The following is a 23,184-nucleotide window of genomic DNA, read 5'->3' on the forward strand; positions in this document are numbered from 1 at the left end:
ATCATGGAAGCTTTTCGCACCCACACCGGAATCGGCGTTCCGCTGCGCCGGTCGAACGTCGACACCGACCAGATCATCCCGGCGGTGTATCTGAAGCGGGTCACCCGAACGGGTTTCGAGGACGGACTGTTCGCCGGGTGGCGCACCGATCCGTCGTTCATTCTCAACCTCCCGCCGTTCGACCGGGGCTCGGTTCTGGTCGCCGGCCCCGACTTCGGCACCGGCTCCTCGCGCGAACACGCGGTCTGGGCGTTGATGGATTACGGATTCCGGGTCGTCATCTCGTCGCGATTCGCAGATATTTTCCGCGGCAATTCCGGCAAGGCCGGATTGCTCGCCGCGGAGGTCGCGCAGGACGATGTCGAACTGCTCTGGAAGCTCATCGAGCAGAATCCGGGCCTGGAAATCACTGTGAATCTTCAAGATCGGAATTTGACCGCCGGAACGGTCGTGCTGCCCTTCAAGATTGACGATTACACCGCGTGGCGGTTGCTCGAAGGACTCGACGATATTGGCCTTACGCTGCGGAAACGCGATGAGATCGAAGCGTACGAGCGGCGCCGTCCGAGCTACAAACCCCGCACGCTGCCGGCCTGAGGCTGGCGCTCCGCAGGTCCCGTCTGAGGGCCTGCGGAGCAATTTCGGCACTCGGGCGCAGCTCGAATCCCTGCCCCCGCAACCACCTTTCGAAACCTGCTAACCACCTCCCAAGTGGGCCAACCGGATTGCCGAAATTCGCGATAGCTATGCTCGAAACCGGGCGTGGCTCTTGGAAATCGGCGGGTACTGGGTTTACCGTGTGCATTAGTCGGTCCACCCAGGGCCACTGACATCGGAGGTTTTGGATGAACAAAGCAGAACTTATCGATGCCCTGACAGAAAAGTTGGGCACCGATCGTCGTCAGGCCACCGCGGCCGTCGAGCACATCGTGGACACCATCGTGCGCGCCGTGCACAAGGGCGAGAGCGTCACCATCACTGGCTTCGGCGTCTTCGAGCAGCGTCGCCGTGCTGCCCGCGTTGCGCGCAACCCGCGCACAGGTGAGACCGTCAAGGTGAAGCCGACGTCGGTTCCGGCGTTCCGCCCGGGCGCCCAGTTCAAGGCTGTTGTGTCTGGTGCACAGCGTCTTTCGGCCGAAGGTCCCGCGGTCAAGCGCGGCGCGACCGCAGCTCCGGCCAAGCGTGGTGCCGCCAAGAAGGCTGCCCCCGCCAAGAAGGCCGCGCCGGCCAAGAAGGCTGCAGCTACCAAGGCTCCGGCCAAGAAGGCCGCTCCCGCCAAGAAGGCCGCGGCTCCGGTCAAGAAGGCTGCCGCTACCAAGGCTCCGGCCAAGAAGGCCGCTCCCGCCAAGAAGGCCGCACCGGCCAAGAAGGCCGCGGCTCCGGTCAAGAAGGCTGCCGCCACCAAGGCTCCGGCCAAGAAGGCCGCTCCCGCCAAGAAGGCCGCACCGGCCAAGAAGGCTGCGCCCGCCAAGAAGGCCGCACCGGCCAAGAAAGCTGCGCCCGCCAAGAAGGGTCGCCGCTAAGCCCTACCGATAGGTCCGACTCGGACACGCCGTGGATCATGCGATCCACGGCGTGTCTGTGTGTGGGCTGGGCCCATCGGAACGGGCGGCCGTTAAAGCATTGTCGGTAGTGGGCTGCCGATGTGGTCCGCGGCGACCAGCGCGTCACCGTGCAGCGTCATCACCCACATGCTGCCCTTGCGATTACGTGATTTGTCGGGCCGGATACCGCTGCGCTCGCACCACCACGAAATCAGGCCGGGGATCACCTTGCCCTGGGTGCAGATGACGGGGACTGTTTCGCCATCGCTTTTCGCGGCAATCTTCAGCACCCGCTTCCGTGCCGCATCGGCGTCGGTCGCATAGGCCTCTTCTGTGAGCGTCGGCTCGTCCCGTATCTGGACACCGAGCTCCTGTGCCAGCGGTTCCATCGTCTGGTGGCACCGGGTCCGCGATGCCGCGTAGACGTCGCTGGCGCCGAAGGCGAGCAGTTGGCCGACAAGCGATTCCGCTTGTGCCCGGCCCTTCATGTCGAGCGGTCGCAGCCGATCGTCGCCCTTGTACCGGGCCTTGCGCCCCGCGGTGGCGTGCCGGACGATCAGCACCGTGCGGGTATCGGCAGGTCGACGAACGAAGCGCCGCAGTACCTTTCGATCATGGGGGTACTGCAGCCGGAGCATGGCGTCGGCAACCGGTAGCCAGTCGAGCTTGTCCGCTTCGGCGTTGGGGCTGAACCCACCACCGGTCGTGCGGGCCGCCCAGTAGCGGACCTTCTTGGTGCCGTACTCCAGCGGATAGGTGACGGACGCCAGCCGCCGGCCCAGTACCGACTCATACCCGGTCTCTTCCAAGACTTCACGGACGGCGGTAACCGGTTCGGTCTCACCGGGATCCACTTTGCCCTTGGGTAGTGACCAGTCGTCGTAACGCGGGCGGTGGATGACGGCGATCAGCGGATCCCCGGATTCGCCGGGGCGCCACAACACCGCTCCGGCCGCGAACACCGGCGTCGCGGGGGTATCGTGCGCCGTCTTGTTCGGCACCTGTGCTCCTGGGTGTGGTTGTCGGGATCAGGTTTTCGCGGTGCGTGGCTTGCCGGGCGAAAAACTACGGTGTCCGGTGCCGCTCCATGATCGACACCTGGTGATCCCGTACCTTCTCGCCTTCCCGTGGCAGCGCCGTCCAGTGCCCGTCAGGACCCAGCCCCCAGCAGCGGGTCGCGGGATCCATCGCGGAATCGAACACCCCGCTCAGTTCTTCGGTCAGTCTCGGGTCCTTCACCTGAGCCATCACCTCGACGCGACGGTCGAGATTACGATGCATCATGTCGGCGCTGCCGATCCAGAATTCATTGATGGCGTTGAAGTGAATAACGCGTGAATGTTCAAGGAAGCGACCGAGAATCGAGCGCACCACGATGTTCTCGGAGAATCCTTCGGCACCCGGACGTAGCGCACAGATGCCCCGGACCACGACCTCCACCCGCACCCCGGCCTGCGACGCCCGGTACAGCGCGTCGATGACCTGCTCGTCGACCAAGGCGTTCATCTTCATGCGGATGCGACCGTCGCCGCCGGCCCGTTTGGCTTCGATCTCGCGCTCGATGCGCTCGATGATGCCGCGCCGCACACTGTGCGGGGCGACCAGCAGATTGCGGTACGACACCTTGCGCGAGTACCCGGTCAGCGAGTTGAACAGATCGGTGAGGTCGGCACCGATCTCAGGTGCCGCGGTCAGCAGGCCCACGTCCTCGTACAGGCGCGCGGTTTTCGGGTTGTAGTTGCCGGTGCCGATGTGGCAGTAGCGGCGGATGGTCGAACCTTCGCGTCGCACCACCAACGCCGTCTTGCAGTGCGTCTTGAGACCGATCAGTCCGTACACCACGTGCACGCCTGCCTGCTCCAGTTGCCGGGCCCACTTGATGTTGGCCTGCTCATCGAAGCGGGCCTTGATCTCGACCAGGGCCACCACCTGCTTGCCGGCCTCGGCGGCGTCGATCAGCGCGTTGACAATCGGGGAGTCGCCCGAAGTCCGATACAGGGTCTGCTTGATGGCCAACACATTCGGGTCGGCGGCGGCCTGCTCGATGAAACGCTGCACCGTGGTGGAGAACGAGTCGTACGGGTGGTGCACCAGGACATCTCCGTCGCGGAGTGTCGCGAAAATGCTCTTGGGTGTCTCACGTTCGCCGAACGCGGGGGGAGTGGCCGGTACGAACGGCCGGTCTTTAAGGTCGGGCCGGTCGACACCGTAGATCTGCCACAGCGACGAAAGATCCAGCAGTCCAGGAACTTCGATGACGTCGCCAGGGTGCACGTCCAGCTCGCGCAGCAGCAGATCGAGCATGTTCTCGGTCATGTCCGTGGCGACCTCGAGCCGCACCGGGGAGCCGAACCGGCGCCGGGCGAGCTCGCGTTCCAGCGCCTGCAGGAGATCCTCGTCGCGGTCCTCTTCGACTTCGAAGTCGGCGTTACGGGTGATCCGGAAAGCGTGATGTTCGACGATGTCCAGCCCCGGGAACAGCACCGGCAGGAATGCCGCGATCAGTTCTTCCATCGGCAGGAACCGCACGCGGGACTTGACGCCGTCGCCCGCCGACCCCGGGTCGGGCAGCTCGACGAATCGATCGACGTTGTCCGGCACCTTGATTCGGGCGAAGTGCCGAGTGCCGTCGTCGGGGTTGCGCACGGTGATGGCCAGGTTGATGCTCAGCCCGCTGACGAACGGGAACGGGTGCGCGGGGTCGACGGCCAGCGGCGTCAGCACCGGGAACACCTGATCGTGGAAGTAGGTCGAGAGTTTGGACTGCTCGTTCTCGTCGAGTTCGCTCCAGTTGACGATCGTGATGCCCTGCTCGGCCAGCGCCGGGCGCACCACCTCACCGAACACCGCGGAGTGCCGGGTCGAGATCTGCTGGGTGCGTTCACCGATCCGGCGCAGTTGTTCGCGAGGGGACAGGCCGTCCGCCGACCGGACCGACAGACCGGTCTCGTCGCGGCGCTTCAGCCCGGCCACCCGAACCATGTAGAACTCATCGAGATTCGACGCGAAGATCGCCAGGAACTTGGCCTGCTCCAGCAGCGGCAGTGACCGGTCGGCGGCGAGCGCCAACACCCGGGCGTTGAAGTCCAGCCAGCTCAGCTCACGGTTGAGGTAGCGGTCATCGGGTAGCGCGCCGTCTGTCGGATCCGCGGTGGCCGCAGGCAGCGGCTCCGGGTCGGAGTCGACAGCCGCCCGCGCACGCGGGCCGTCGACTGAGGCCCGCTCGGTCTGCATTGATCGGGTGTCGGCTTCGGTCACCCAGACGATCATTCCCTATCGGCAGGGTGCAGGCCACACGGTTGGTGATGCTGGATCGTCAGACCGGGGCGTCTGCCCTCACCGTGCGGCGCTGACGATCCGGGTCGTCGCGGGACCCACGCCGAGTCTGCGCGCCGTCTCCAGATCGTCCGGGGTGTCGATGTCGCAGCGCAGTCCCGGCCATTCGCCCGATAGTTCCACCGCACCCGAATCTGCATGGCGCCGTGCGGAATCGGCACCGAATTCGGGGTCGAGGGGAGCGCCGAAAGCGAAGAGCGCCGCGGTGCCGGTGCGGTGCCGGTCAGCGATGAAACTGCGAGCATGCCGACTGGCGCCGGCGATGGCGTCGGCCAGTTCCGCGGTGCGTAGCGCAGGCAGATCGCCCTGCAATACCGCGATGTTCGTCACCCGGTCCCGCAAGGACCGCTCCGTGGCCGCGAGTGCGTGATTCAACGGATCGGGGTGCCCCGCCGGAGTGGGGTCCACGAGAACGTCGGCACCGAGCTCGCGCACCGCGGCGGCCGCCTCCGCGTCCGGGGTGACGACGGTGACGGAGCCGACGGCGGGCACGGCCAAGGCAGCGGCGATGGTGTCGAGGAGCATCGCGAGCACTACCTGCTCGCGCAGATCGCCGGCGAAAACCGGGGCCAGCCGCGTCTTGGCCGCGGCCAGCCTCTTCAGCGCGATGATCAACCCGACACCGGTGCCGCCGCCGGCCGTGTCCGCACTCGGGTCGATGCTCATGACCGCCATACTGCCAAAGGGTCGACGGGACTACTGTTGACGCCGTGGTGGAGGCAGCGGTGATGGGTGCCGGAGCGTGGGGGACGGCACTGGCGAAAGTCCTGGCGGACGCGGGCAACAATGTGACGTTGTGGGCGCGCAGCGCGGAGGTGGCGCGCGAGATCAACGAGACGCACCGGAACTCGAAATATCTCGGTGACCGGGCGTTACCGGCGTCCATCAAAGCGACCGCGGATCCCGCCGAAGCGCTGACGGGTGCGTGTACGGTCCTGCTGGCAGTGCCGTCCCAGACGCTGCGCACCAACCTGACCGACTGGACCGGCCATCTGGGTGACGACACCACGCTCGTCAGCGTGGCCAAGGGCATCGAACTCGACAGCCTGCTGCGCATGAGCCAGGTCATCGTCCAGGTGACCGGTGCTGATTCGGGCCGGGTCGGCGTGCTCAGCGGGCCCAACCTGGCCAGTGAGGTGGTCGACGAACAGCCCGCCGCCACTGTCATCGCGTGTACCGACTCGGGTCGGGCGGTCGCCCTGCAGCGCGCGTTCGCGACGGGATATTTCCGGCCGTACACCAACGCCGACGTCATCGGCGCCGAGATCGGTGGGGCCTGCAAGAACGTCATCGCGCTGGCGTGTGGAATGGCTGCCGGCGTCGGTTTCGGTGAGAACACCGCCGCCGCCATCATCACCCGCGGCCTGGCCGAAATCATGCGGCTGGGAATCGCGCTGGGTGCCAAGGGCGTAACGCTGGCGGGCTTGGCCGGCGTCGGCGATCTGGTCGCCACCTGCACGTCGCCACAGTCCCGCAATCGCAGCTTCGGTGAGCGCCTGGCCCGCGGCGGCACCATGGAATCGGCGATGGCTGCGGCCAGCGGGAAAGTCGCCGAGGGCGTCACCTCCTGCCAGTCGGTGCTGGCCCTCGCCGAGAGCTACGACGTCGAGATGCCGCTGACCGATGCCGTGAACCGGGTGTGCCACAAGGGGTTATCGGTCGACGAAGCCTTCGCACTGGTCCTCGGCCGCAGCACCAAACCGGAGTGAGCAATGGACGGCCAGCTCGGCGATTCCACCCGTAGCGTCAAAGCGACTGCATCACAGCGGGTTCCAGGGCAGCCGGTGGCGCCGCCGCCGGTTCCGGTGGCGGCGTATCACCTGTCCGACGACGAAGCCGACGGTCTGGACTTCTACGGCCGCAACTCCAATCCAGTGTGGCGCCAGCTGGAATCGGCCCTGGCCGAACTGGAAGGCGCCATCTCGGCGCTGACGTTCTCGTCGGGGATGGCCGCCATCTCGTCCGCACTGCGGGTGCTGGCGACCCCGGGTACCACTCTGGTGGTCCCAGCCGATGGTTATTACCAGGTACGCCGGTACGCGGCCGAGTATCTCGCCGCCCGTGGCGTCACCGTGATCGAGGCGACCGCCGCGGGAATCTGTGGCGCCGCCGAGCAGCTGTCCCATGCCGATGTGGTGCTCGCCGAATCTCCGGTGAACCCCACGCTCGATGTCGTCGACCTGCACCGGTTGTCCACGATCTGCCGCTCCCGCGGCGCGACCCTGGTGGTGGACAACACCGCCGCGACCCCGCTGGGTCAGCAGCCGCTGTCGCTCGGTGCCGATCTGGTGGTCGCCAGTGCCACAAAGGGCCTGTCCGGGCACAGCGATCTGCTGGCCGGCTACGTCGCCGGATGCCACCGGGAGCTGATGGCCGCCATCGAGCGGGAACGCGTGCTGGCCGGTGCGATCCTCGGGCATTTCGAGGCCTGGTTGGCGTTGCGCAGCCTGGGCACCGCCGGTCTGCGGTTCGAACGGCAGTGCAGCAACGCCCTCGCGCTGGCCATGACGCTCGATGCCCACCCGGCTGTGCGGGCCGTCCGCTATCCCGGGCTGCCCACCGACGCGGCGCATCCCGTGGCCCGGGATCAGATGCGGCGATTCGGCGGGCTGCTCGCGATCGAGTTGGCCGACGCCGCCGCCGTGCACGATCTGGTGAACCGCAGCCGGCTGCTGGTCGCCGCCACCAGTTTCGGTGGCATCCACACCTCGGTCGACAGGCGTGCACGCTGGGGCGATGCGGTGTCGCCGGGTTTTGCGCGGATCTCGCTCGGCATCGAGGACATCGATGACCTACTGGCCGACATCACGGGTGCCCTGGAGTAGCCAGGTAGCCTCTCTAGGTTGTGACTGCCCCTCATTCCTCAGGAGCCGCCGGCCGTACCCGGGTCGCCGTCGTTTACGGCGGACGCAGTTCGGAGCACGCGATCTCCTGCGTTTCGGCCGGGAGCATCCTGCGCAACCTGGACCCGGCCCGCTACGAGGTCGTCGCTGTCGGCATCACCCCGGACGGTTCGTGGGTGCTGGGCGACGGTCGTCCCGAGACCCTTGCCATCACCGACGGGCAGCTGCCCGGTGTCACCGCCGCGTCTGGCACCGCGCTGACGCTGGCCGCCGACCCGAACCGCCGCGGTGAACTGCTGTCTCTGCACGACGGTGTCGCGCAGGTCCTGACGGCCGTCGACGTCGTTTTCCCGGTGCTGCACGGCCCGTACGGCGAAGACGGCACCATCCAAGGCCTGCTGGAACTGGCCGGTGTGCCGTATGTCGGCGCGGGCGTGCTGGCCAGCGCCGCGGGTATGGACAAGGAATTCACCAAGAAGCTGCTGGCTGCCGACGGTCTGCCGATCGGCGACCAGGTGGTGCTGCGGCCGCGCGATGTGACGTTGAGCCTGGATGACCGCGAGCGCCTGGGCCTGCCGGTGTTCGTCAAGCCGGCCCGCGGCGGATCGTCCATCGGTGTGAGCCGGGTCGCTTCGTGGGACGAGCTCGATCAGGCCATCGCCTATGCGCGCCAACACGACCCGAAGGTGATCGTCGAAGCCGCGATGCCGGGCCGGGAAGTGGAATGCGGGGTGCTGGAATACCCCGACGGCCGTATCGCGGCCAGCGAGCTGGGCGAGATTCGCGTGGGTGGCGGGTTCTACGACTTCGCCACCAAGTACCTCGAGGACGCCGCCGAGCTGGACGTGCCGGCCAAGGTCGATGACGAAATCGCCGACGAGATAAGACAATTGGCCATTCGCGCGTTCAAGGCGCTGGACTGCCAGGGCCTGGCCCGCGTCGACTTCTTCCTGACCGAGAACGGGCCGGTGATCAACGAGATCAACACCATGCCGGGCTTCACCACCATCTCGATGTACCCGCAGATGTGGGCCGCCAGCGGTGTCGACTACGCCACCTTGCTGAGTGTCATGGTGGATACGGCGGTCGGACGGGGGACCGGCCTGCGTTAGCGGGCCGGCGCCGGGTCCAGCGGGCGGGCCGGCATCACCTTCTCGATGAGCTCGGAGACGGTCTGGATCGGCGTCGGACCGGAGCCCTGCGGCAGCGTCAGCGCCACGTAAGTGGCCCCTTTTCCGCCGTCGACTACGCCGTGGTCGACGGCGTACCAGGTGCTGGCCGAGGGGCCGCTGGCTTCGAACCACGACACCGCGTTCACCATCTGCAGCGGTGCGCCGACCACGAAGCCGTCGGGGCGCTCGACACCGCAGCGCAGCACCACGGTGTCGATGCCGGTCGGTCCCAGCCAGGCGGCGGCTCCCGTAGGGGCCGGGTCGGCGAGCGTCGCCCGCCGGAAGTCGCCCATGGTGTCCGGCAGTGCCGCCAGGAGTGCGCGGCACTGCTCGCTGTCGGCCTGCGGCGCCGGCGCGTCGGCCGGCGGGAGGGCAACAGGCAGGTCCGCCGGCGCCTGCCGCAGCGCCGCATACGCGAGCAATCCGACGATCGCCGCGACCGCCACCACGATGGCCGCGATGATGGCGCCGCGCGGCGGCCCATCCAGATCATCGGGGTCACCGGTTTCGGTCATGACGGCAACTCTAGAGCGCCGGTCGCCCCGGCAGCCTGACGGCGGTCAACCTGCATCATCGACTTGCCGCACTCTTCAACGCGGCTCGTGCCTCGCCGCTTGATCGTCGTGCGCCCTAGATGTAACTCTTGGACAGGTTGTGAACGGCGTGGTGAGCGGAAATAGGTGAGGACCTCCGGTATCGCTGTGGTTACCACACACACATCGATCACCGAGAGGTCCTCGTGTCTCACCGTAATGCCTTCCTGACTCCGCGTGGCCGTTTGGCTCTGGCTCAGTGTGTTGTTGATGACCGATGGCCGCTGGCTCGTGCTGCCGAGCGATTCCAGTGTTCGAGGGCCACGGCCAAGAAATGGGCCGATCGCTACCGCGCTGGAGGTAAGCAGGCGATGGCCGATCGCTCCAGCCGCCCGCACCGTAGCCCGCGGCGCCTGGCGCAGCGTCGCGAGCGCCGGATCATCAAGGTGCGCTTCACCCGTCGCTGGGGCCCGCACCGCATCGCGGCGCACCTACGGCTGCCCCGCTCGACTGTGGAGGCGGTCCTGCGCCGCTACCGGATGCCGCTGCTGCGTGATCTGGACCAGAACACCGGGTTGGTCGTGCGCCGACCCAAACCTCACCGCTACGAGCATCCCGCGCCCGGAGACCTGGTCCACGTCGACATCAAAAAGCTCGGTCGCATCCCCGACGGCGGTGGGCATCGCAAACTCGGGCGCCAAGCCGGACGGCGCAACCGCAGCGGGGCCGGCTACGCCTACCTGCACCATGCCGTTGATGACCACTCGCGGTTGGCGTACTCGGAGATCCTCGGCGATGAGCGCAAACAGACCGCCGCCGATTTCTGGGTCCGGGCCAACGCCTACTTCAATGGTTACGGCATCACTGTTAAGCGGGTGCTGACCGATAACGGATCATGCTATCGGTCAAAGGTTTTCGCTACCGCGCTCGGCGATGGCATCAGCCACAAGAAGACCCGGCCGTACCGTCCCCAAACCAACGGCAAGGTCGAACGATTCAACCGGACCCTGGCCACCGAATGGGCCTACGCACGCACCTACCTATCAGAGGACGAACGCGCCGTGACCTATCCCCACTGGCTGCATCACTACAATCACCATCGACCCCACAGCGGCATCAAAGGCAAGACACCCATCGACCGCCTACGCGTTCACAACCTGCCTGTGAAGAACACCTAGACTCCACCACCATGACCAGCGCTGAATCCGGGGAGACCCTGGCGGAGCTCGGCGAGTTCGCGGTGATCGGGCGCTTGACCGCCCGCCGTACCCAGCCCGCCGAGGTCGTCGTCGGTCCGGGTGACGATGCCGCGCTCGTGTCCGTTCCCGACGGCCGGGCTGTGGTCTCCACCGACATGCTGGTGGAGGGTCGGCATTTCCGCCGGGACTGGTCCACGCCGCATGACGTGGGGCGCAAGGCAATCGCGCAGAACGCCGCGGATATCGAGGCCATGGGAGGACGGGCGTACGCCTTCGTCGTCGCCTTCGGGGCGCCGGTCGACACCGCGGCCGCGGACGCGCAACAGCTGACCGACGGAATGTGGTCGGAGGCAACGCGATTCGGCGCAGGCATCGTCGGTGGTGACCTGGTCGCGGCGCCCCAGTGGGTGGTCTCGGTCACCGTACTCGGGGATCTGGGCGGCCGTCCGCCGGTGCTGCTGTCTGGTGCGCGGCCGGGGGACACCGTCGCGGTGGTCGGTGACCTGGGGTGGTCAGGCGCGGGGTATGCCCTCTGGCACAAGGGTATCCACGAATTCGATGAGCTGCGCCAGCGGCATCTGGTGCCGCACGTCCGGTACGGGCAAGGGGCGGCTGCCGCAGCGGCGGGTGCGACCTCGCTGACGGACGTGTCCGACGGATTGGTCGCCGACGTCGGCCACATCGCGGAGGCCTCGGGCGTAGCCGTCGACCTGTCGACGGCGGCGCTCGAGGCCGACGTGGCCACCCTGACGCCGGCGGCCGCGATGGTCGGGGGCGACGCCCGCTCCTGGGTGCTCGGCGGCGGCGAGGACCACGTGCTGGTCGGCACCTTCGGCGGCGCACTGCCGGACGGGTGGCGCGCCATCGGGACCGTCCTGTCCGGCGCGCCGCGCGTGACGCTCGACGGCGCGTCATGGCAAGGAGTCGGCGGCTGGGAATCGTTCGGTCAGTAGGGTGGCTACCCGTGAGATCTCAGGTGCCCGCATGACCGCCCGCCCGCTATCGGAACTGGTGGAGCCCGGCTGGGCCCGCGCGCTCGAACCGGTCGCCGAGCAGGTCGCCGCGATGGGTGAGTTTCTGCGCGCCGAGAACGCGGCGGGCCACGGCTACTTGCCGACGGGGGAGAATGTGTTGCGCGCCTTCACCTTCCCCTTCGACGAGGTGCGGGTGCTGATCGTGGGGCAGGACCCCTATCCGACCCCTGGACACGCCGTCGGGCTCAGCTTCTCGGTGGCTCCCGAGGTACGTCCGCTGCCGCGCAGCCTGTCCAACATCTTCACCGAGTACACAGCGGACCTCGGCCACGAGCCGCCCGGTTGCGGCGACCTGAGCCCGTGGTCGAAGCAGGGCGTCATGATGCTGAACAGGGTGCTGACGGTACGGCCGGGCAATCCGGCGTCGCACCGCGGAAAAGGCTGGGAGGCCGTCACCGAGTGCGCCATCAAGGCACTGATCGCGCGACCCCAGCCGCTCGTGGCGGTGCTGTGGGGGCGCGACGCGCAGACCCTCAAGCCCATGCTCACAGGTGAGCGGTGCGCGAGCATCGAGTCGGTGCACCCGTCGCCGTTGTCGGCGTCCCGCGGCTTCTTCGGGTCTCGTCCGTTCAGCCGGGCCAACGAGCTGCTGACGGGACTCGGCGCGGAGCCCATCGACTGGCGGCTGCCTTAGGCCACCATCAGGTTACGGTCGCGACCGCGCCCGGCGTCTTCGGACTGAAGACACGCGAAAGCGCTGCGCGGGTTTCGCGCAGCGCTTTCGTGTACAGCTTCAGTGGTAAGCGGAATCAATCCGCCCCGGGGTAGCCGAAACTAGCCGCGGGTGACCTTGCCGGCCTTGATGCAGGAGGTGCAGGCGTTGACACGCTTGCGGTTACCGCCCGGACGGTCGACGGCACGCACGGTCTGGATGTTCGGATCCCAGCGGCGGTTGGTCCGACGATGGGAGTGCGAGACGGACATACCGAAGCCCGGTCCCTTTCCGCAGATGTCGCACACGGCGGCCATGAAGAACTCCTCGAAAATCAGTACTTGGGGTCTGAGTCCGACGGCCACAGACTTGCGCGGCGCGAACAGACAACCTGACCAGGATACCGGGCGGCCTGACGATCACCAAAATGGGTCTGGTGGCGGGGTGTTCGATAGGAGTTGGTCAGGAAATCTGTCGGGGCCACTGGCTAGGCTGACGGGCACCGAGGGTTGCCGGGCGGGCGACTGCAGAATCGGGGTGCACCCGGGTGAACGCGATGGAGGTCACATGTCAGCTGGCGTGGGTCGCACACCCCGTCCGCTGGATGGGATCGCGTTACGTGACTGGGCTCACACCGCGGTCCTGCATCTGATTGCCCACACCGACGAGATCAACCGGCTCAACGTCTACCCGGTTGCCGATTCCGACACCGGCACCAACATGTTGTTCACCATGCGTGCTGCCGCAGCTCAGGCTGACGAGGCGGTGAAGGCGGCGGGCAACGACGTGGCGGCGGTGTCGGCCGCGTTGTCGGCAGGGGCCTTGCGCGGCGCCCGGGGTAACTCCGGGGTCATCCTGTCCCAGATCCTGCGCGGGGTGGCCGACGTCGCGGCCGAGGCTGCGCTGCAGCGCGGCGAGGGCGGAGAGTGCGGTGAGATCACCGCGCCCGAATTCACCGCGGCCTTGCACCACGCGCAGGTCCTGGCCGTCGCGTCCGTCGGGCAGACGGTGCCCGGCACCATCGTCTCGGTACTGCAGGCGGCCGCAGTGGAAGCCGAGAACCAGAACGGCGTGGCCGACCTCGCGACCATCGCGGCCGCGGTCTCGGATGCCGCCGCGGTGGCGCTCGAGCGCACCCCCGATCAGCTCGACGTGCTTGCCGAAGCGGGTGTCGTGGACGCCGGCGGACGCGGGTTGCTGGTCCTGCTCGACGCGCTGACCGCGACGCTGTCCGGTGCCTCGGCCCCGCGGCCGCAGTACCAGCCGGGTGCCGCGCACCCGCGTGCGGACCACGACCACGGGCATCACGAGATCAATGGCGCACCACCACAATTCGAGGTGATGTACCTGCTGGGTGACTGCCACCCGGACAGGGTCGAAGTGCTGCGCGCCCGATTGTTGCGGCTGGGTGAATCGGTGGCCATCGCCGCCGCGGTCGCCGGTGTCCAGTACAGCGTGCATGTGCACGCCGACGATGCCGGCGCCGCGATCGAGGCCGCCCTCGACCTGGGCACAGTCAGCAGAATTCAGGTCACCGCGCTGATCGGGGCGGCCGGTGCCCGGCCCTCGGGCGGCTGGAGCCGGGACCGCGCCGTGCTCGCGATCGTCGACGGCGACGGTGCGGAGGAGTTGTTCGGCGGTGAAGGCGCGCACGTGCTGCGGCCGGACGGCGGGCCCGTCAGCGCACAGCAGTTCCTCGCCGGGCTGGTCGGCACCGGCGCCGCTCAGATCATGGTGCTGCCCAACGGTTTTCTCGCTGCCGAGGAGCTGGTGGCCGGCTGCGCCACGGCGATCAGTTGGGGCATGGACGTGGTGCCGGTACCGGCCGGGTCCATGGTGCAGGGATTGGCGGCGCTGGCCGTGCACGACCCCAACCGTCAGGCGGTCGACGACGGGTACACCATGGCGCGCGCGGCGGCAGGCGCCCGGCACGGTTCGGTGCGGATCGCCACCGAGGCAGCGTTGACCTGGGCCGGCAGGTGCCGTCCCGGCGACGGGCTGGGTATCGCCGGTGACGAGGTGCTGATCGTCGGCCACGATCTGGTGAGTGCGGCCAGCGGGCTGATCGACCTGTTGCTGTCGTCGGGCGGAGAACTGGTGACAGTGCTGACCGGCGCGGGGGTCGACGCCGAGGTGGGCGCCGCGCTGGCCGAACATGTGCGCCAGGAACACCTGGCTGCCGAGCTGGTGACCTATCACACCGGTCACCGTGGGGATGCGTTACTGATCGGAGTGGAGTAGCGGTGGTCGCGCTGACCGACTCACTGGTGCACGTACTAGGTGCCAAATCCGCTGCGCCACTTGAAGAATTCTTCGGGATCCGCACCGTCAACGATCTCCTGCGGCACTATCCGCGCAAGTACAGCCAGGGTATGACGGTGCTCGGCGAGGACACCGAGTTGCCTGAGGAAGGCGACCACGTCACGTTCGTCGATGTCATCACCAAGGCGGAGACGCGCTGGACCAACCGGGCGCCCAAGCGCGAATACCTGGTGGTCACCCTCGGTAACCGTAATCCGAAGGTCACCGCAACCTTCTTCAACGCCAAATTCCTCAAGAAATCCCTTGTCGAAGGGACCCGGGTGATGTTGTCGGGTGTCGTCGGATTCTACGGGCGCACAATGCAATTGACGCATCCCGCGCATCTGGTCCTCAATTCGGGTGCGGGCCGCACGTTCGGTTCCCCGGCGCTGAAGAAGATCGCCGACGCCTCCGAGAAGATGCACGGCGAGCTGCAGATGTCGGCGTTCGAGCGGGAGTTCTTCCCGATCTACTCGGCATGCGCCAAGGTGCAGAGCTGGGACATCTACGCCTGCATCCTGCAGGTGCTGGCCGTGCTGGACCCGGTACCCGACCCGCTGCCGGAATCGATCCGGGTGCAACGTGGTCTGATCTCTGAAGATCAGGCGCTGCGCGACATCCACCTCGGTGAGCGCGAAGCGGACCGTGAACAGGCCAGGGAGCGCCTGACTTTCGATGAGGCGGCGGGCCTGCAGTGGGCGCTGGCTGCCCGTCGGCACAGTGCGCAGTCGCAATCCGGCCCGGCGGCACCGCCGCGTGCCGACGGTCTGGCCGCCGCGCTGCGCGACCGGTTGCCGTTCGAATTGACGGCGGGCCAACGTGACGTCCTCGAGGTGCTGTCGGCCGAGCTGTCCGAGTCCCGGCCCATGAACCGGATGTTGCAGGGCGAGGTCGGCTCGGGCAAGACCATCGTCTCGGTGCTGGCCATGCTGCAGATGGTCGATGCCGGCTACCAGTGCGCGCTGCTCGCGCCGACGGAAGTGCTTGCCGTGCAACATGCCCGGTCGGTTCGCGATGTCCTCGGGCCGTTGGCCATGGCAGGCCAGCTCGGTGCGCCCGACGACGCGACCTCGGTGGCACTGCTCACCGGATCCATGACGGCGCAACAGAAGCGCCAGGTTCGTGAGGAAGTATCGAGCGGACGGGCGGGCATCGTCATCGGCACCCACGCGCTGCTGCAGGACGCTGTGGAATTCGACCGGCTCGGCATGGTGGTGGTCGACGAGCAGCACCGGTTCGGGGTAGAGCAGCGAGATCGCTTGCGCGCCAAGGCTCCCGACGGCCTGACACCGCACCTGCTGGTAATGACGGCCACGCCGATCCCGCGCACCGTCGCGCTGACGGTGTACGGCGATCTGGAGACCTCGACCATGCGGGAGCTGCCGCGCGGCCGCCAGCCGATCGACACCAAGACCATCTTCGTCAGCCAGAAGCCGGCCTGGCTGGACCGGGCGTGGGCCCGTATCCGCGAAGAGGTCCAGGCTGGGCGGCAGGCGTACGTGGTGGCCTCCCGGATCGACGAGAACGACAAGCAGACCGAGAACAACGAGGCCGGGCCGCCGCCGGTGACCGTCGTCGAACTGTACGACAAGCTGCGCACGGGCCCCCTGCAGAAACTGCGCCTGGGACTGATGCACGGCCGGCTGCCGGGCGACGAGAAAGACGCGATCATGTCGGCCTTCCGGGCCGGTCAGATCGATGTGCTGGTGTGCACCACGGTGATCGAGGTCGGCGTCGACGTGCCCAACGCGACGGTCATGGTCGTGATGGACGCGGACCGCTTCGGGATCAGTCAGCTGCACCAGCTGCGGGGCCGCATCGGTCGCGGCTCGCATGCCAGCCTGTGCCTGCTCGCGACGAGGCTGCCGGAGGGATCGAAGGCCGGCGCGCGGTTGCAGGCCGTCGCCGGCACCCTCGACGGTTTCGAGCTGGCCGACCTGGATCTGCAGGAACGCCGCGAGGGCGATGTGCTGGGCCTCAACCAGTCCGGGCGGGCCGGCCATCTGCGGTTCCTGTCGCTGGCCGACCACCAGGAAGTCATCGAGTCGGCTCGCGCGTTCTGTCAGGCGGCCTATGCGCAGAATCCGGATGATCCCGGGATGTCCGCGCTGGCCGCCCAATTCGTCGACACCGATCGCGTCGAGTACCTGGACAAGGCGTGACCAGGCGAGCGCCAGCGACGGGGTTGTGGTGAAGCGCCTGCTGTGGCTGGTGGCCGCGGTGGTGCTGGCCGTCGTGGTGGCCATCCAGGTGGGTACCGCCGACGAACCCGCAGCGGTCGCCGACGGCCCTGACGGCGCATCGGTACCGACCGTCGCGCCCGGTACCGACGTCCTGGCCGGAGTGGTCGTCATTCCGCGGCGCGTGCGGGACCCCAACTACCGGCGCGCGGCGTTCGGCGAGCCCTGGACCGACGACAACTCGGCGCCCGACGGCCACAACGGCTGCGACACTCGCAACGACATCCTGAACCGCGATCTCACGGACAAGACCATCGTGTCGCTCAAGCGCTGCCCGCAGGCCGTGAAGACGGGAGTGCTGCACGACCCGTATACCAACGACACCATCGCATTCACGCGTGGCAACCAGCTCGGTGCGGCGGTGCAGATCGACCACATCGTGCCGCTGGCACTGGCCTGGGACCTGGGGGCCCGGGACTGGAATGACGAGCTTCGGCTCCGATTTGCCAATGACCCGGCGAATCTCCTTGCCGTGTCCGGGAAATCCAATCAGGACAAAGGGGACAAGCAGCCGTCCGATTGGATGCCGCCCAACCACGGGTTCTGGTGCCAGTACGCGGTGCAGTACATCGCGGTGGTGCGCGGCTACGGACTCCCGGTCGACCAGCCATCGGTGCCCGTTCTCCGCGATGCGGCCGCGACCTGCCCGACAGGCTAGGCAACCGCGGGTAGAGCGGTCCCATGACCTGACCCGTGGAGCCAACCAACGCGCTGGCGCAGCCATGGCAAAGGGATACCTGCTGAGCGGGAGTGTTCGAGGGTGCGGTGACCGCGACCGCACTGTGCTCCGGCACTGATCGCCAGAACAGAACGGAATCTTCGGGTCTTTGTTGCCTACGGGGATGACTCTGCACGAAAACCGGTGCTGAATTGTTTGCTGAAAAGCCGACCGGCGGCGGCGCCGCTAATCTGGGCGTAGTCGGCGTCGATTGCGTGGGTATTGGTTGCCGAGCTAATGCACCCCGGCAACTAATACCTGGTCACGCATTTTGGCGAACACGGCGAAATAACCGATAGCAGGCAACTGAATTTCGCCGACAGAATGGCGCTATTCAATAATCGGCCGTATTGGCCGCGCTCGGGATATCGAATTCGCGCCTAAGCGCTGTTAGTGGCGTCCAAAAAAACCTCCGATGGTCATCAACGTGCCGTTGAGGTCGGCGGCGAGGGTCTTGCTGGTGCCGTCGAGCGCGCCCGCGACGGTGTGGGTGGTGCCGTTGAGTCCGCCGGCGACGGTCTTGGTGGTGCCGTCGAGGTCGCCGGCGAGGGTGTTCGTGGTGCCATTGAGCGCGCCCGCGACGGTGTGGGTGGTGCCGTCGAGGTCGCCGGCGAGGGTGTGTGTGGTGCCGTTGAGTGCGCCTGCCACGGTCTTGACCGTGCCGTCCAGTGCGCCCGCGATGCCGGACACTGGGCTGCCGGCCGCTGCTGCCTTCGGCGTGGCGGCTGCTGCCTTGGGGGTGGCGGCTGCTGCCTTCGGGGTGGCCGCGGCGGCTTTCGGCGTTGACTTCGCCGCGCCGGCGCTGGCCGTCGTGCTGTGGGTGGTGCTCCCCGAATGCGATTTGTCGGCGTAGGCGGTGCCGGTTGCGCCGCTGATTATCAAAGCGCCGAATCCCATTGTCGCCGCGCCTATTGCCAAGCGACGGGAGATGACGACAATTGTCGGTTTCGTTAATTCTGAGGTGCTGCCAAATGGACGGATCACTTTTTGAACCCCCTCTTTGATGCTGCATGGTTGCGTCGGATTAGCGGACGCAATATCAAATTAACGCACCAGAGGTAATAGCGGGATAGTTAATGCAAATCAATTGCTGCGAGTTGCTCTACAACTGACACATGCGACGCACTGGACACATCTGTGACAGGCGAGCGAGGGTCGCCTCCGCCGCTACCCAAACTCGTTCGGGCTAAACGCAAATAGTCGTCCTCCCGATGGGAGGACGACCATTTGTGTTGTGTTTACGGCAGGAACGCCCGGCGGCCTAGATGCCCGTGTAGGTAGCGGGGTCCGGGCGGTACCGGGTGCCGTTGTCGAGAGCGTTCAGGGCATTCATGTGCTCGGTGGCCAGCTCGAAGCCGAACACGTCCATGTTCTCGGCGATACGTTCCGGCGACGACGAGCGGGGGATGACCGAGTTACCCAGCTGCAGGCTCCAGCGGATCAGCACCTGCGCCGGGGTCTTGCTGTACTCGCCGGCAATCGACTGCACGGTCGGGTTGGTCAGTAGATTGCCGACGCCCAGAGGGCTGTAGGCCTGCGTGACGATGCCGCGCTCGGCGTGCACCGCGCGCAGCGCCGCCTGGTTGAGCAGCGGGTGCAGCTCGATCTGGTTGACCACCGGGCTGACGTAGCTCAGGTCGATGATGGTGGACAGGTCCTCGTCGGTGAAGTTGCAGACGCCGATCGACTTGGCGCTGCGGTCGTTGTGCACCTTGATCAGCGCACCCCAGCTGTCCACGTACTTGCTGATGTCGCCGGCGGGCCAATGGATCATGTAGAGGTCCACGTACTCCATGCCGAGCTTGTCGAGGCTGACCTTGAGGGCGTCCTGGCCGGCCTGGAAGCCCTGGTCGGCGTTGGCCAGCTTGGTGGTGACGAAAATCTCGGCACGCGGGATGCCCGACGCGGCGATGGCCCGGCCGACGGCCTCTTCGTTGCCGTAGACGGCTGCGGTGTCGATCAGACGGATACCCATCTCGAGCGCAGCCGAGACGGCACGCTCGGTCTCGGCGTCCGACAGCTCGGCAACACCGAGGCCGAGCGCCGGAATCGTGTTGTCGTCGTGGAGCGCCACATTGGGAATCTCTGCGGAGGCCATGTCACCTACCCTGTGAAGTTGAATGTTCGTGGATCCGGGCCCAGGCGGGTGCCGTTGTCGAGGGTCGCGATGGACGCGATGTCCGCTTCGCTCAGCTCGAAATCAAACACGTTGAAATTGCTCGCAATCCGCTCTGGGTTCACCGATTTCGGGATGACGATATTACGCAGCTGGATATGCCACCTAATCAGGACCTGTGCTGGCGTTTTTCCGTGTCGCTCGGCGATGGCGGTGATGGCCGGGTCCTGAAGCAGGGATCCCTGCCCCAGTGGGCTCCAGGCCTCGGTGGCGATGCCGTACCGGGCATGGGTCTCGCGCAGCTCCGCCTGGGGCAGGCGGGGATGCAGTTCGATCTGGTTGACGGCCGGCACGATCCCCGTGGCGTCGATGAGCAGTTTCAGGTGCTCGGGCTCGAAGTTGCTGACGCCGATGGCGCGGATCCGGCCCTGGTCACGCAGGTGGGCGAACGCCTTGAAGGTGTCGACGAACAGGTTCTGCGCGGGCATCGGCCAATGAATCAGGTAGAGGTCCAGGTAGTCGAGCCCCAATCGCTGCATGCTGGCGTCGAACGCGGCGAGGGTCTTCTCGTAGCCCTGGTCGGAGTTCCACAGCTTGGTGACGACGAAGATGTCCTCACGTGCGACATCGGACGCGGCGATGGCCTGGCCGACCTGGGTTTCGTTGCGATATGCCGCGGCGGTGTCGATATGTCGGTATCCGGCGTGCAATGCTGCCGTGACGGCGCGTTCGGTGTCCTCTGCAGGTGTCTGCCACACTCCGAGGCCGACCACCGGGATGGACGTACCGTCGTTGAGCATCAGCGTTGGATTCGGAACACCTGAAGGATCAGCCATGACCATGAGCATGCCAGGCGATGCTGTGCAGTCCGCGGTGACAAGTCACGCCGAACTGGTCGTCCGACCGGAGCATCCGGTCGCGGGGCGACCCAGCCGACTCCGCTTGACGGTCATGACCAAGATCGGCGGCGTCGCCCTTCGGCTGCTGCCCAAAATCCCCGACTGGCTCAAGCGGGTCCTGCTCGGCGGGCGCCGGGTCACCATCGACGGCAACACCCTCGACACCACCCTTCAGCTGATGCTGGCGGCGCAGAACGCGAGCGGCGCCGGCGGCCTGATCGTCAGCAGCGACATCGACGTCTCGCGAAAGCAGTTGACCGCGCTGTCGCAGTACCTCGACCCGGCCATCGCCGTGACGACGGCCGACCTCGCCATCCCCGGTCCGGTCGAACCGCTGCGCGCCCGGCACTACCAACCGGATGTCAGCGGGCCCGCCCCGATGCTGGTCTTCTTCCACGGCGGCGGATTCGTCGTCGGCGGCATCGAGTCACATGACGGGCTGTGCCGGCTGATCTGTCGTGACGCCGGCGTGCACGTCGTGTCCGTCGAATATCGGTTGGCTCCCGAGCACCCGGCGCCGGCCGCCTCCGACGACTGCTACGCCGCCTACCTCTGGTGCGTGGAGAACGCCGCGCGTCTGGGCGCGGTCCCGGCGAAAATCGCGGTCGGCGGGGACAGCGCGGGCGGCAACCTGGCGGCCGTGGTGTCTCAGCTGGCCCGCGACAATCACAAGCCGCTGCCGGCCGTGCAGTTGCTGATCTATCCCGTGACCAACTTCGCCGGGGACACCCGGTCGAAGGTGCTGTTCGCCGACGGCTACTTCCTCAGCAAGATCGACATGGACTGGTTCCGGGCGAACTACCTGGCCGAGTCGGCGCTCGAGCCGTCGGACCCCCGGGTGTCGCCCCTGTTGGCCGACGATCTGTCGGGGCTGCCCCCGGCGCTGGTGCTCACCGGTGGCTTCGACCCGCTGCGCGACGAGGGTGACGCCTACGCCGCGGCGCTGGCCGCCGCCGGGGTGCCGGTCGATCACCGCAGGTACGGCTCGCTCGTCCACGCATTCGCGAATTTCTTCCCGCTCGGCGGCGACAGCGCGACGGCGACCGCGGACTTCGTCTCCGCGTTTCGGGCTCACCTCACCCGCTGAGGGCACGGGTCCGGCCGACTTCGGCGACCGCGTCGGTACCCTTGACGCCGTGCCGTCGAAATCGTCGAAGTCATCGAAGAACGCCAGCTACGACCTGAAGGCCGCGGACCGGAAGCGGGACTGGGTGGTCAAGGGCGGCCTGACCGCGCTTGTCATCGTCTTCGCCGTGGTCCTGGTGGCGTACATCGTCATGAACGGCAAGCCCAAGGCCGACCCGCACAAGGTCCAGGCTGTTCAGATCGCGGCCAGCAATGTCGTCACCAATCCCGGCACCAAGGACCCGAAGGTCACCCTCGCGATCTACGAGGATTTCCTCTGCCCGGTCTGCGGCGTCTTCGAGAAGACGTACGGCCCGACCATCGCCAAGCTGATCGACAACGGCGACATCGCCGTCGACTACAACATCGTCTCGATCATCGGCCGTGGCGACCCGAAGTCGTACTCGACGCGCGCCGGCGCCATCGCGTACTGCGTCGCCGACGAGGACAAGACTGCGTTCCGGCGCTTCCATGAGGCGCTGTACAAGAACCAGCCCGAGGAGACCGCGGCCACTTTCCCGGACAACGCCAAGCTGCTGGAGTACGCGCGCCAGTCCGGTGTCGCCGTCGGCCCGAACGACCCGATCAGCAAGTGCGTCGAGAACGGCGTCTACACCGAGATGGTCAACAACATGGCCCGCAACGCGCAGATTCAGGGCACCCCGACCATCAAGATCAACGGCACCGAGACCAGCCTGGTCCCGAACGGCGACCCGGGCAGCCTGATCGAGAAGATCAAAGCCATCGCGCCTGATCTGCCGAACCTGTCCACGGCATCGGTGGCACCCGCCGCACCTGCGCCCGGCGCTCCGGCACCGCAGCCCGCTCCGGCGCCGCACCAGTGACCGACGTCGAGACCTCCGAGCGGCCGGCCGGGGTGGCGGTCAGCCGCCCCGCCGCCGTCTGGGTCCTGCTCGCGGGCCTCCTCGGAGAGCTCGCCGCGTTCGTGCTGACGGTCGAGAAGATCCGGCAGATCCAGAACCCGTCGTACGTCCCGTCGTGCAGCATCAACCCGGTGCTGTCCTGCGGGTCGGTGATGCTGACCAAACAGGCCTCGGTCTTCGGGTTTCCCAACCCATTGATCGGCATCGCGGCCTTCAGCGTCGTCATCGTCACGGGTGTGCTGGCGGTGGCGGGGATTCGGCTGCCGCGGTGGTACTGGGCCGGTCTGGCCGGTGGCACGCTGCTCGGCGCGGTGTTCGTGCACTGGCTCATCTACCAAAGCCTGTACGTGATCGGCGCTTTGTGCCCCTACTGCATGGTGGTGTGGGTCGTCACCATGGCACTGCTGGTCGTGGTGTCGTCAATTGCCTTGCGGCCCTTGGCCGGTAACAAAGTGTTGGACGCCGTGTACCAGTGGCGGTGGCCGCTGTATGCCGTGTGGGTCACCGCGATTGCGTTGCTGATCCTTGATCGATTCTGGAGTTATTGGTCCACGCTGATCTAGCGCACCAGTCGGCCGTAGCCGCTAG

General features: G+C 67.0%; 22 protein-coding genes. 14 read left to right on the forward strand and 8 right to left on the reverse strand.

The annotated features are described in order from the left end of the window. The first annotated feature begins 3 nt into the window (after nucleotides 1–3). A complete protein-coding gene (gene leuD, locus ACX12F_RS10790) occupies nucleotides 4–597 on the forward strand; it encodes a 3-isopropylmalate dehydratase small subunit (RefSeq protein ID WP_459369553.1) in 594 nt (197 codons plus the stop codon). A 248-nt stretch (nucleotides 598–845) separates the two neighbouring features. Continuing rightward, on the forward strand, nucleotides 846–1,523 hold the full coding sequence (locus tag ACX12F_RS10795; RefSeq protein WP_459369554.1) for an HU family DNA-binding protein: 678 nt from the start codon (nucleotides 846–848) through the stop codon (nucleotides 1,521–1,523). A gap of 92 nt (nucleotides 1,524–1,615) precedes the next feature. Here the strand turns inward: ACX12F_RS10795 and mutT1 are convergent, their stop codons facing one another. The 3 genes from mutT1 to cofC all read right to left on the reverse strand — a co-directional run bounded on the left by mutT1 (nucleotide 1,616) and on the right by cofC (nucleotide 5,555). Beyond that, entirely contained in the window at nucleotides 1,616–2,545 is a 930-nt protein-coding gene (gene mutT1 / locus ACX12F_RS10800; RefSeq protein ID WP_459369555.1) for an 8-oxo-(d)GTP phosphatase MutT1, read from the reverse strand. 64 nt (nucleotides 2,546–2,609) lie between these two features. Continuing rightward, nucleotides 2,610–4,802 carry an RNA degradosome polyphosphate kinase gene (locus ACX12F_RS10805; protein ID WP_459369556.1) on the reverse strand — a complete coding sequence of 731 codons (2,193 nt, stop codon included), beginning with the start codon at nucleotides 4,800–4,802 and terminating at the stop codon, nucleotides 2,610–2,612. A gap of 78 nt (nucleotides 4,803–4,880) precedes the next feature. After that, a complete protein-coding gene (cofC, locus tag ACX12F_RS10810) occupies nucleotides 4,881–5,555 on the reverse strand; it encodes a 2-phospho-L-lactate guanylyltransferase (protein WP_459369557.1) in 675 nt (224 codons plus the stop codon). A 35-nt stretch (nucleotides 5,556–5,590) separates the two neighbouring features. Here cofC and ACX12F_RS10815 point away from each other — a divergent pair, with 35 nt between their 5' ends. From ACX12F_RS10815 to ACX12F_RS10825, 3 genes are read left to right on the forward strand one after another with little or no spacing between them, the layout of a single operon-like run. Continuing rightward, nucleotides 5,591–6,589, forward strand: coding sequence for an NAD(P)H-dependent glycerol-3-phosphate dehydrogenase (locus tag ACX12F_RS10815; RefSeq protein WP_459369558.1), 999 nt, complete (start codon nucleotides 5,591–5,593; stop codon nucleotides 6,587–6,589). A gap of 3 nt (nucleotides 6,590–6,592) precedes the next feature. Beyond that, on the forward strand, nucleotides 6,593–7,705 hold the full coding sequence (locus tag ACX12F_RS10820) for a cystathionine gamma-lyase (protein WP_459369559.1): 1,113 nt from the start codon (nucleotides 6,593–6,595) through the stop codon (nucleotides 7,703–7,705). Between the two features lie 20 nt (nucleotides 7,706–7,725). After that, a complete protein-coding gene (locus ACX12F_RS10825) occupies nucleotides 7,726–8,835 on the forward strand; it encodes a D-alanine--D-alanine ligase family protein (protein ID WP_459369560.1) in 1,110 nt (369 codons plus the stop codon). Here ACX12F_RS10825 and ACX12F_RS10830 read toward each other — a convergent pair. Then, the gene (locus ACX12F_RS10830) at nucleotides 8,832–9,410 is read right to left on the reverse strand and encodes a DUF3515 domain-containing protein (protein WP_459369561.1); all 579 of its coding nucleotides are present in this window, start codon (nucleotides 9,408–9,410) and stop codon (nucleotides 8,832–8,834) included. The two genes, ACX12F_RS10825 and ACX12F_RS10830, sit on opposite strands and share 4 nt — an antisense overlap. A gap of 224 nt (nucleotides 9,411–9,634) precedes the next feature. Here ACX12F_RS10830 and ACX12F_RS10835 point away from each other — a divergent pair, with 224 nt between their 5' ends. The 3 genes from ACX12F_RS10835 to ACX12F_RS10845 are packed head-to-tail and all read left to right on the forward strand — an operon-like array spanning nucleotide 9,635 to nucleotide 12,295. Next, a complete protein-coding gene (locus ACX12F_RS10835) occupies nucleotides 9,635–10,606 on the forward strand; it encodes an IS481 family transposase (protein WP_459367750.1) in 972 nt (323 codons plus the stop codon). An 11-nt stretch (nucleotides 10,607–10,617) separates the two neighbouring features. Next, nucleotides 10,618–11,580: a thiamine-phosphate kinase gene (locus ACX12F_RS10840; protein ID WP_459369562.1), complete on the forward strand. Its 963-nt coding sequence runs from the start codon at nucleotides 10,618–10,620 to the stop codon at nucleotides 11,578–11,580. 31 nt (nucleotides 11,581–11,611) lie between these two features. Then, a complete protein-coding gene (locus ACX12F_RS10845; protein WP_459369563.1) occupies nucleotides 11,612–12,295 on the forward strand; it encodes a uracil-DNA glycosylase in 684 nt (227 codons plus the stop codon). A gap of 140 nt (nucleotides 12,296–12,435) precedes the next feature. Here the strand turns inward: ACX12F_RS10845 and rpmB are convergent, their stop codons facing one another. Continuing rightward, a complete protein-coding gene (gene rpmB / locus ACX12F_RS10850) occupies nucleotides 12,436–12,630 on the reverse strand; it encodes a 50S ribosomal protein L28 (protein WP_459369564.1) in 195 nt (64 codons plus the stop codon). 250 nt (nucleotides 12,631–12,880) lie between these two features. Between rpmB and ACX12F_RS10855 the strand changes: the two genes are divergently transcribed. Genes ACX12F_RS10855 through ACX12F_RS10865 form a run of 3 tightly spaced genes read left to right on the forward strand, consistent with a single transcriptional unit; the run spans nucleotide 12,881 to nucleotide 17,512 of the window. Next, a complete protein-coding gene (locus ACX12F_RS10855) occupies nucleotides 12,881–14,554 on the forward strand; it encodes a fatty acid kinase ATP-binding subunit FakA (protein ID WP_459369565.1) in 1,674 nt (557 codons plus the stop codon). 2 nt (nucleotides 14,555–14,556) lie between these two features. Continuing rightward, nucleotides 14,557–16,776 (forward strand): ATP-dependent DNA helicase RecG, encoded by a 2,220-nt coding sequence (gene recG / locus ACX12F_RS10860; RefSeq protein WP_459369566.1) that lies wholly within the window; start codon nucleotides 14,557–14,559, stop codon nucleotides 16,774–16,776. Between the two features lie 28 nt (nucleotides 16,777–16,804). Continuing rightward, nucleotides 16,805–17,512, forward strand: coding sequence for an HNH endonuclease family protein (locus tag ACX12F_RS10865; protein ID WP_459369567.1), 708 nt, complete (start codon nucleotides 16,805–16,807; stop codon nucleotides 17,510–17,512). A 450-nt stretch (nucleotides 17,513–17,962) separates the two neighbouring features. Here ACX12F_RS10865 and ACX12F_RS10870 read toward each other — a convergent pair whose 3' ends face one another. The 3 genes from ACX12F_RS10870 to ACX12F_RS10880 form a co-directional block, all read right to left on the reverse strand. After that, nucleotides 17,963–18,469 carry a hypothetical protein gene (locus tag ACX12F_RS10870; protein ID WP_459369568.1) on the reverse strand — a complete coding sequence of 169 codons (507 nt, stop codon included), beginning with the start codon at nucleotides 18,467–18,469 and terminating at the stop codon, nucleotides 17,963–17,965. A gap of 364 nt (nucleotides 18,470–18,833) precedes the next feature. Next, the gene (locus ACX12F_RS10875) at nucleotides 18,834–19,670 is read right to left on the reverse strand and encodes an aldo/keto reductase (RefSeq protein WP_459369569.1); all 837 of its coding nucleotides are present in this window, start codon (nucleotides 19,668–19,670) and stop codon (nucleotides 18,834–18,836) included. 5 nt (nucleotides 19,671–19,675) lie between these two features. Continuing rightward, the gene (locus tag ACX12F_RS10880; RefSeq protein ID WP_459370309.1) at nucleotides 19,676–20,530 is read right to left on the reverse strand and encodes an aldo/keto reductase; all 855 of its coding nucleotides are present in this window, start codon (nucleotides 20,528–20,530) and stop codon (nucleotides 19,676–19,678) included. Between ACX12F_RS10880 and ACX12F_RS10885 the strand changes: the two genes are divergently transcribed. Genes ACX12F_RS10885 through ACX12F_RS10895 form a run of 3 tightly spaced genes read left to right on the forward strand, consistent with a single transcriptional unit; the run spans nucleotide 20,523 to nucleotide 23,159 of the window. Then, a complete protein-coding gene (locus tag ACX12F_RS10885) occupies nucleotides 20,523–21,674 on the forward strand; it encodes an alpha/beta hydrolase (protein WP_459369570.1) in 1,152 nt (383 codons plus the stop codon). The two genes, ACX12F_RS10880 and ACX12F_RS10885, sit on opposite strands and share 8 nt — an antisense overlap. 49 nt (nucleotides 21,675–21,723) lie before the next feature. Then, complete coding sequence (locus tag ACX12F_RS10890) at nucleotides 21,724–22,557, forward strand: DsbA family protein (protein ID WP_459369571.1); 834 nt, start codon at nucleotides 21,724–21,726, stop codon at nucleotides 22,555–22,557. Then, nucleotides 22,554–23,159: a vitamin K epoxide reductase family protein gene (locus ACX12F_RS10895; protein WP_459369572.1), complete on the forward strand. Its 606-nt coding sequence runs from the start codon at nucleotides 22,554–22,556 to the stop codon at nucleotides 23,157–23,159. The genes ACX12F_RS10890 and ACX12F_RS10895 overlap by 4 nt, the downstream gene beginning before the upstream one ends. Nucleotides 23,160–23,184: the final 25 nt, after the last annotated feature.

This window comes from Mycolicibacterium sp. HS_4_1, from assembly GCF_054515875.1.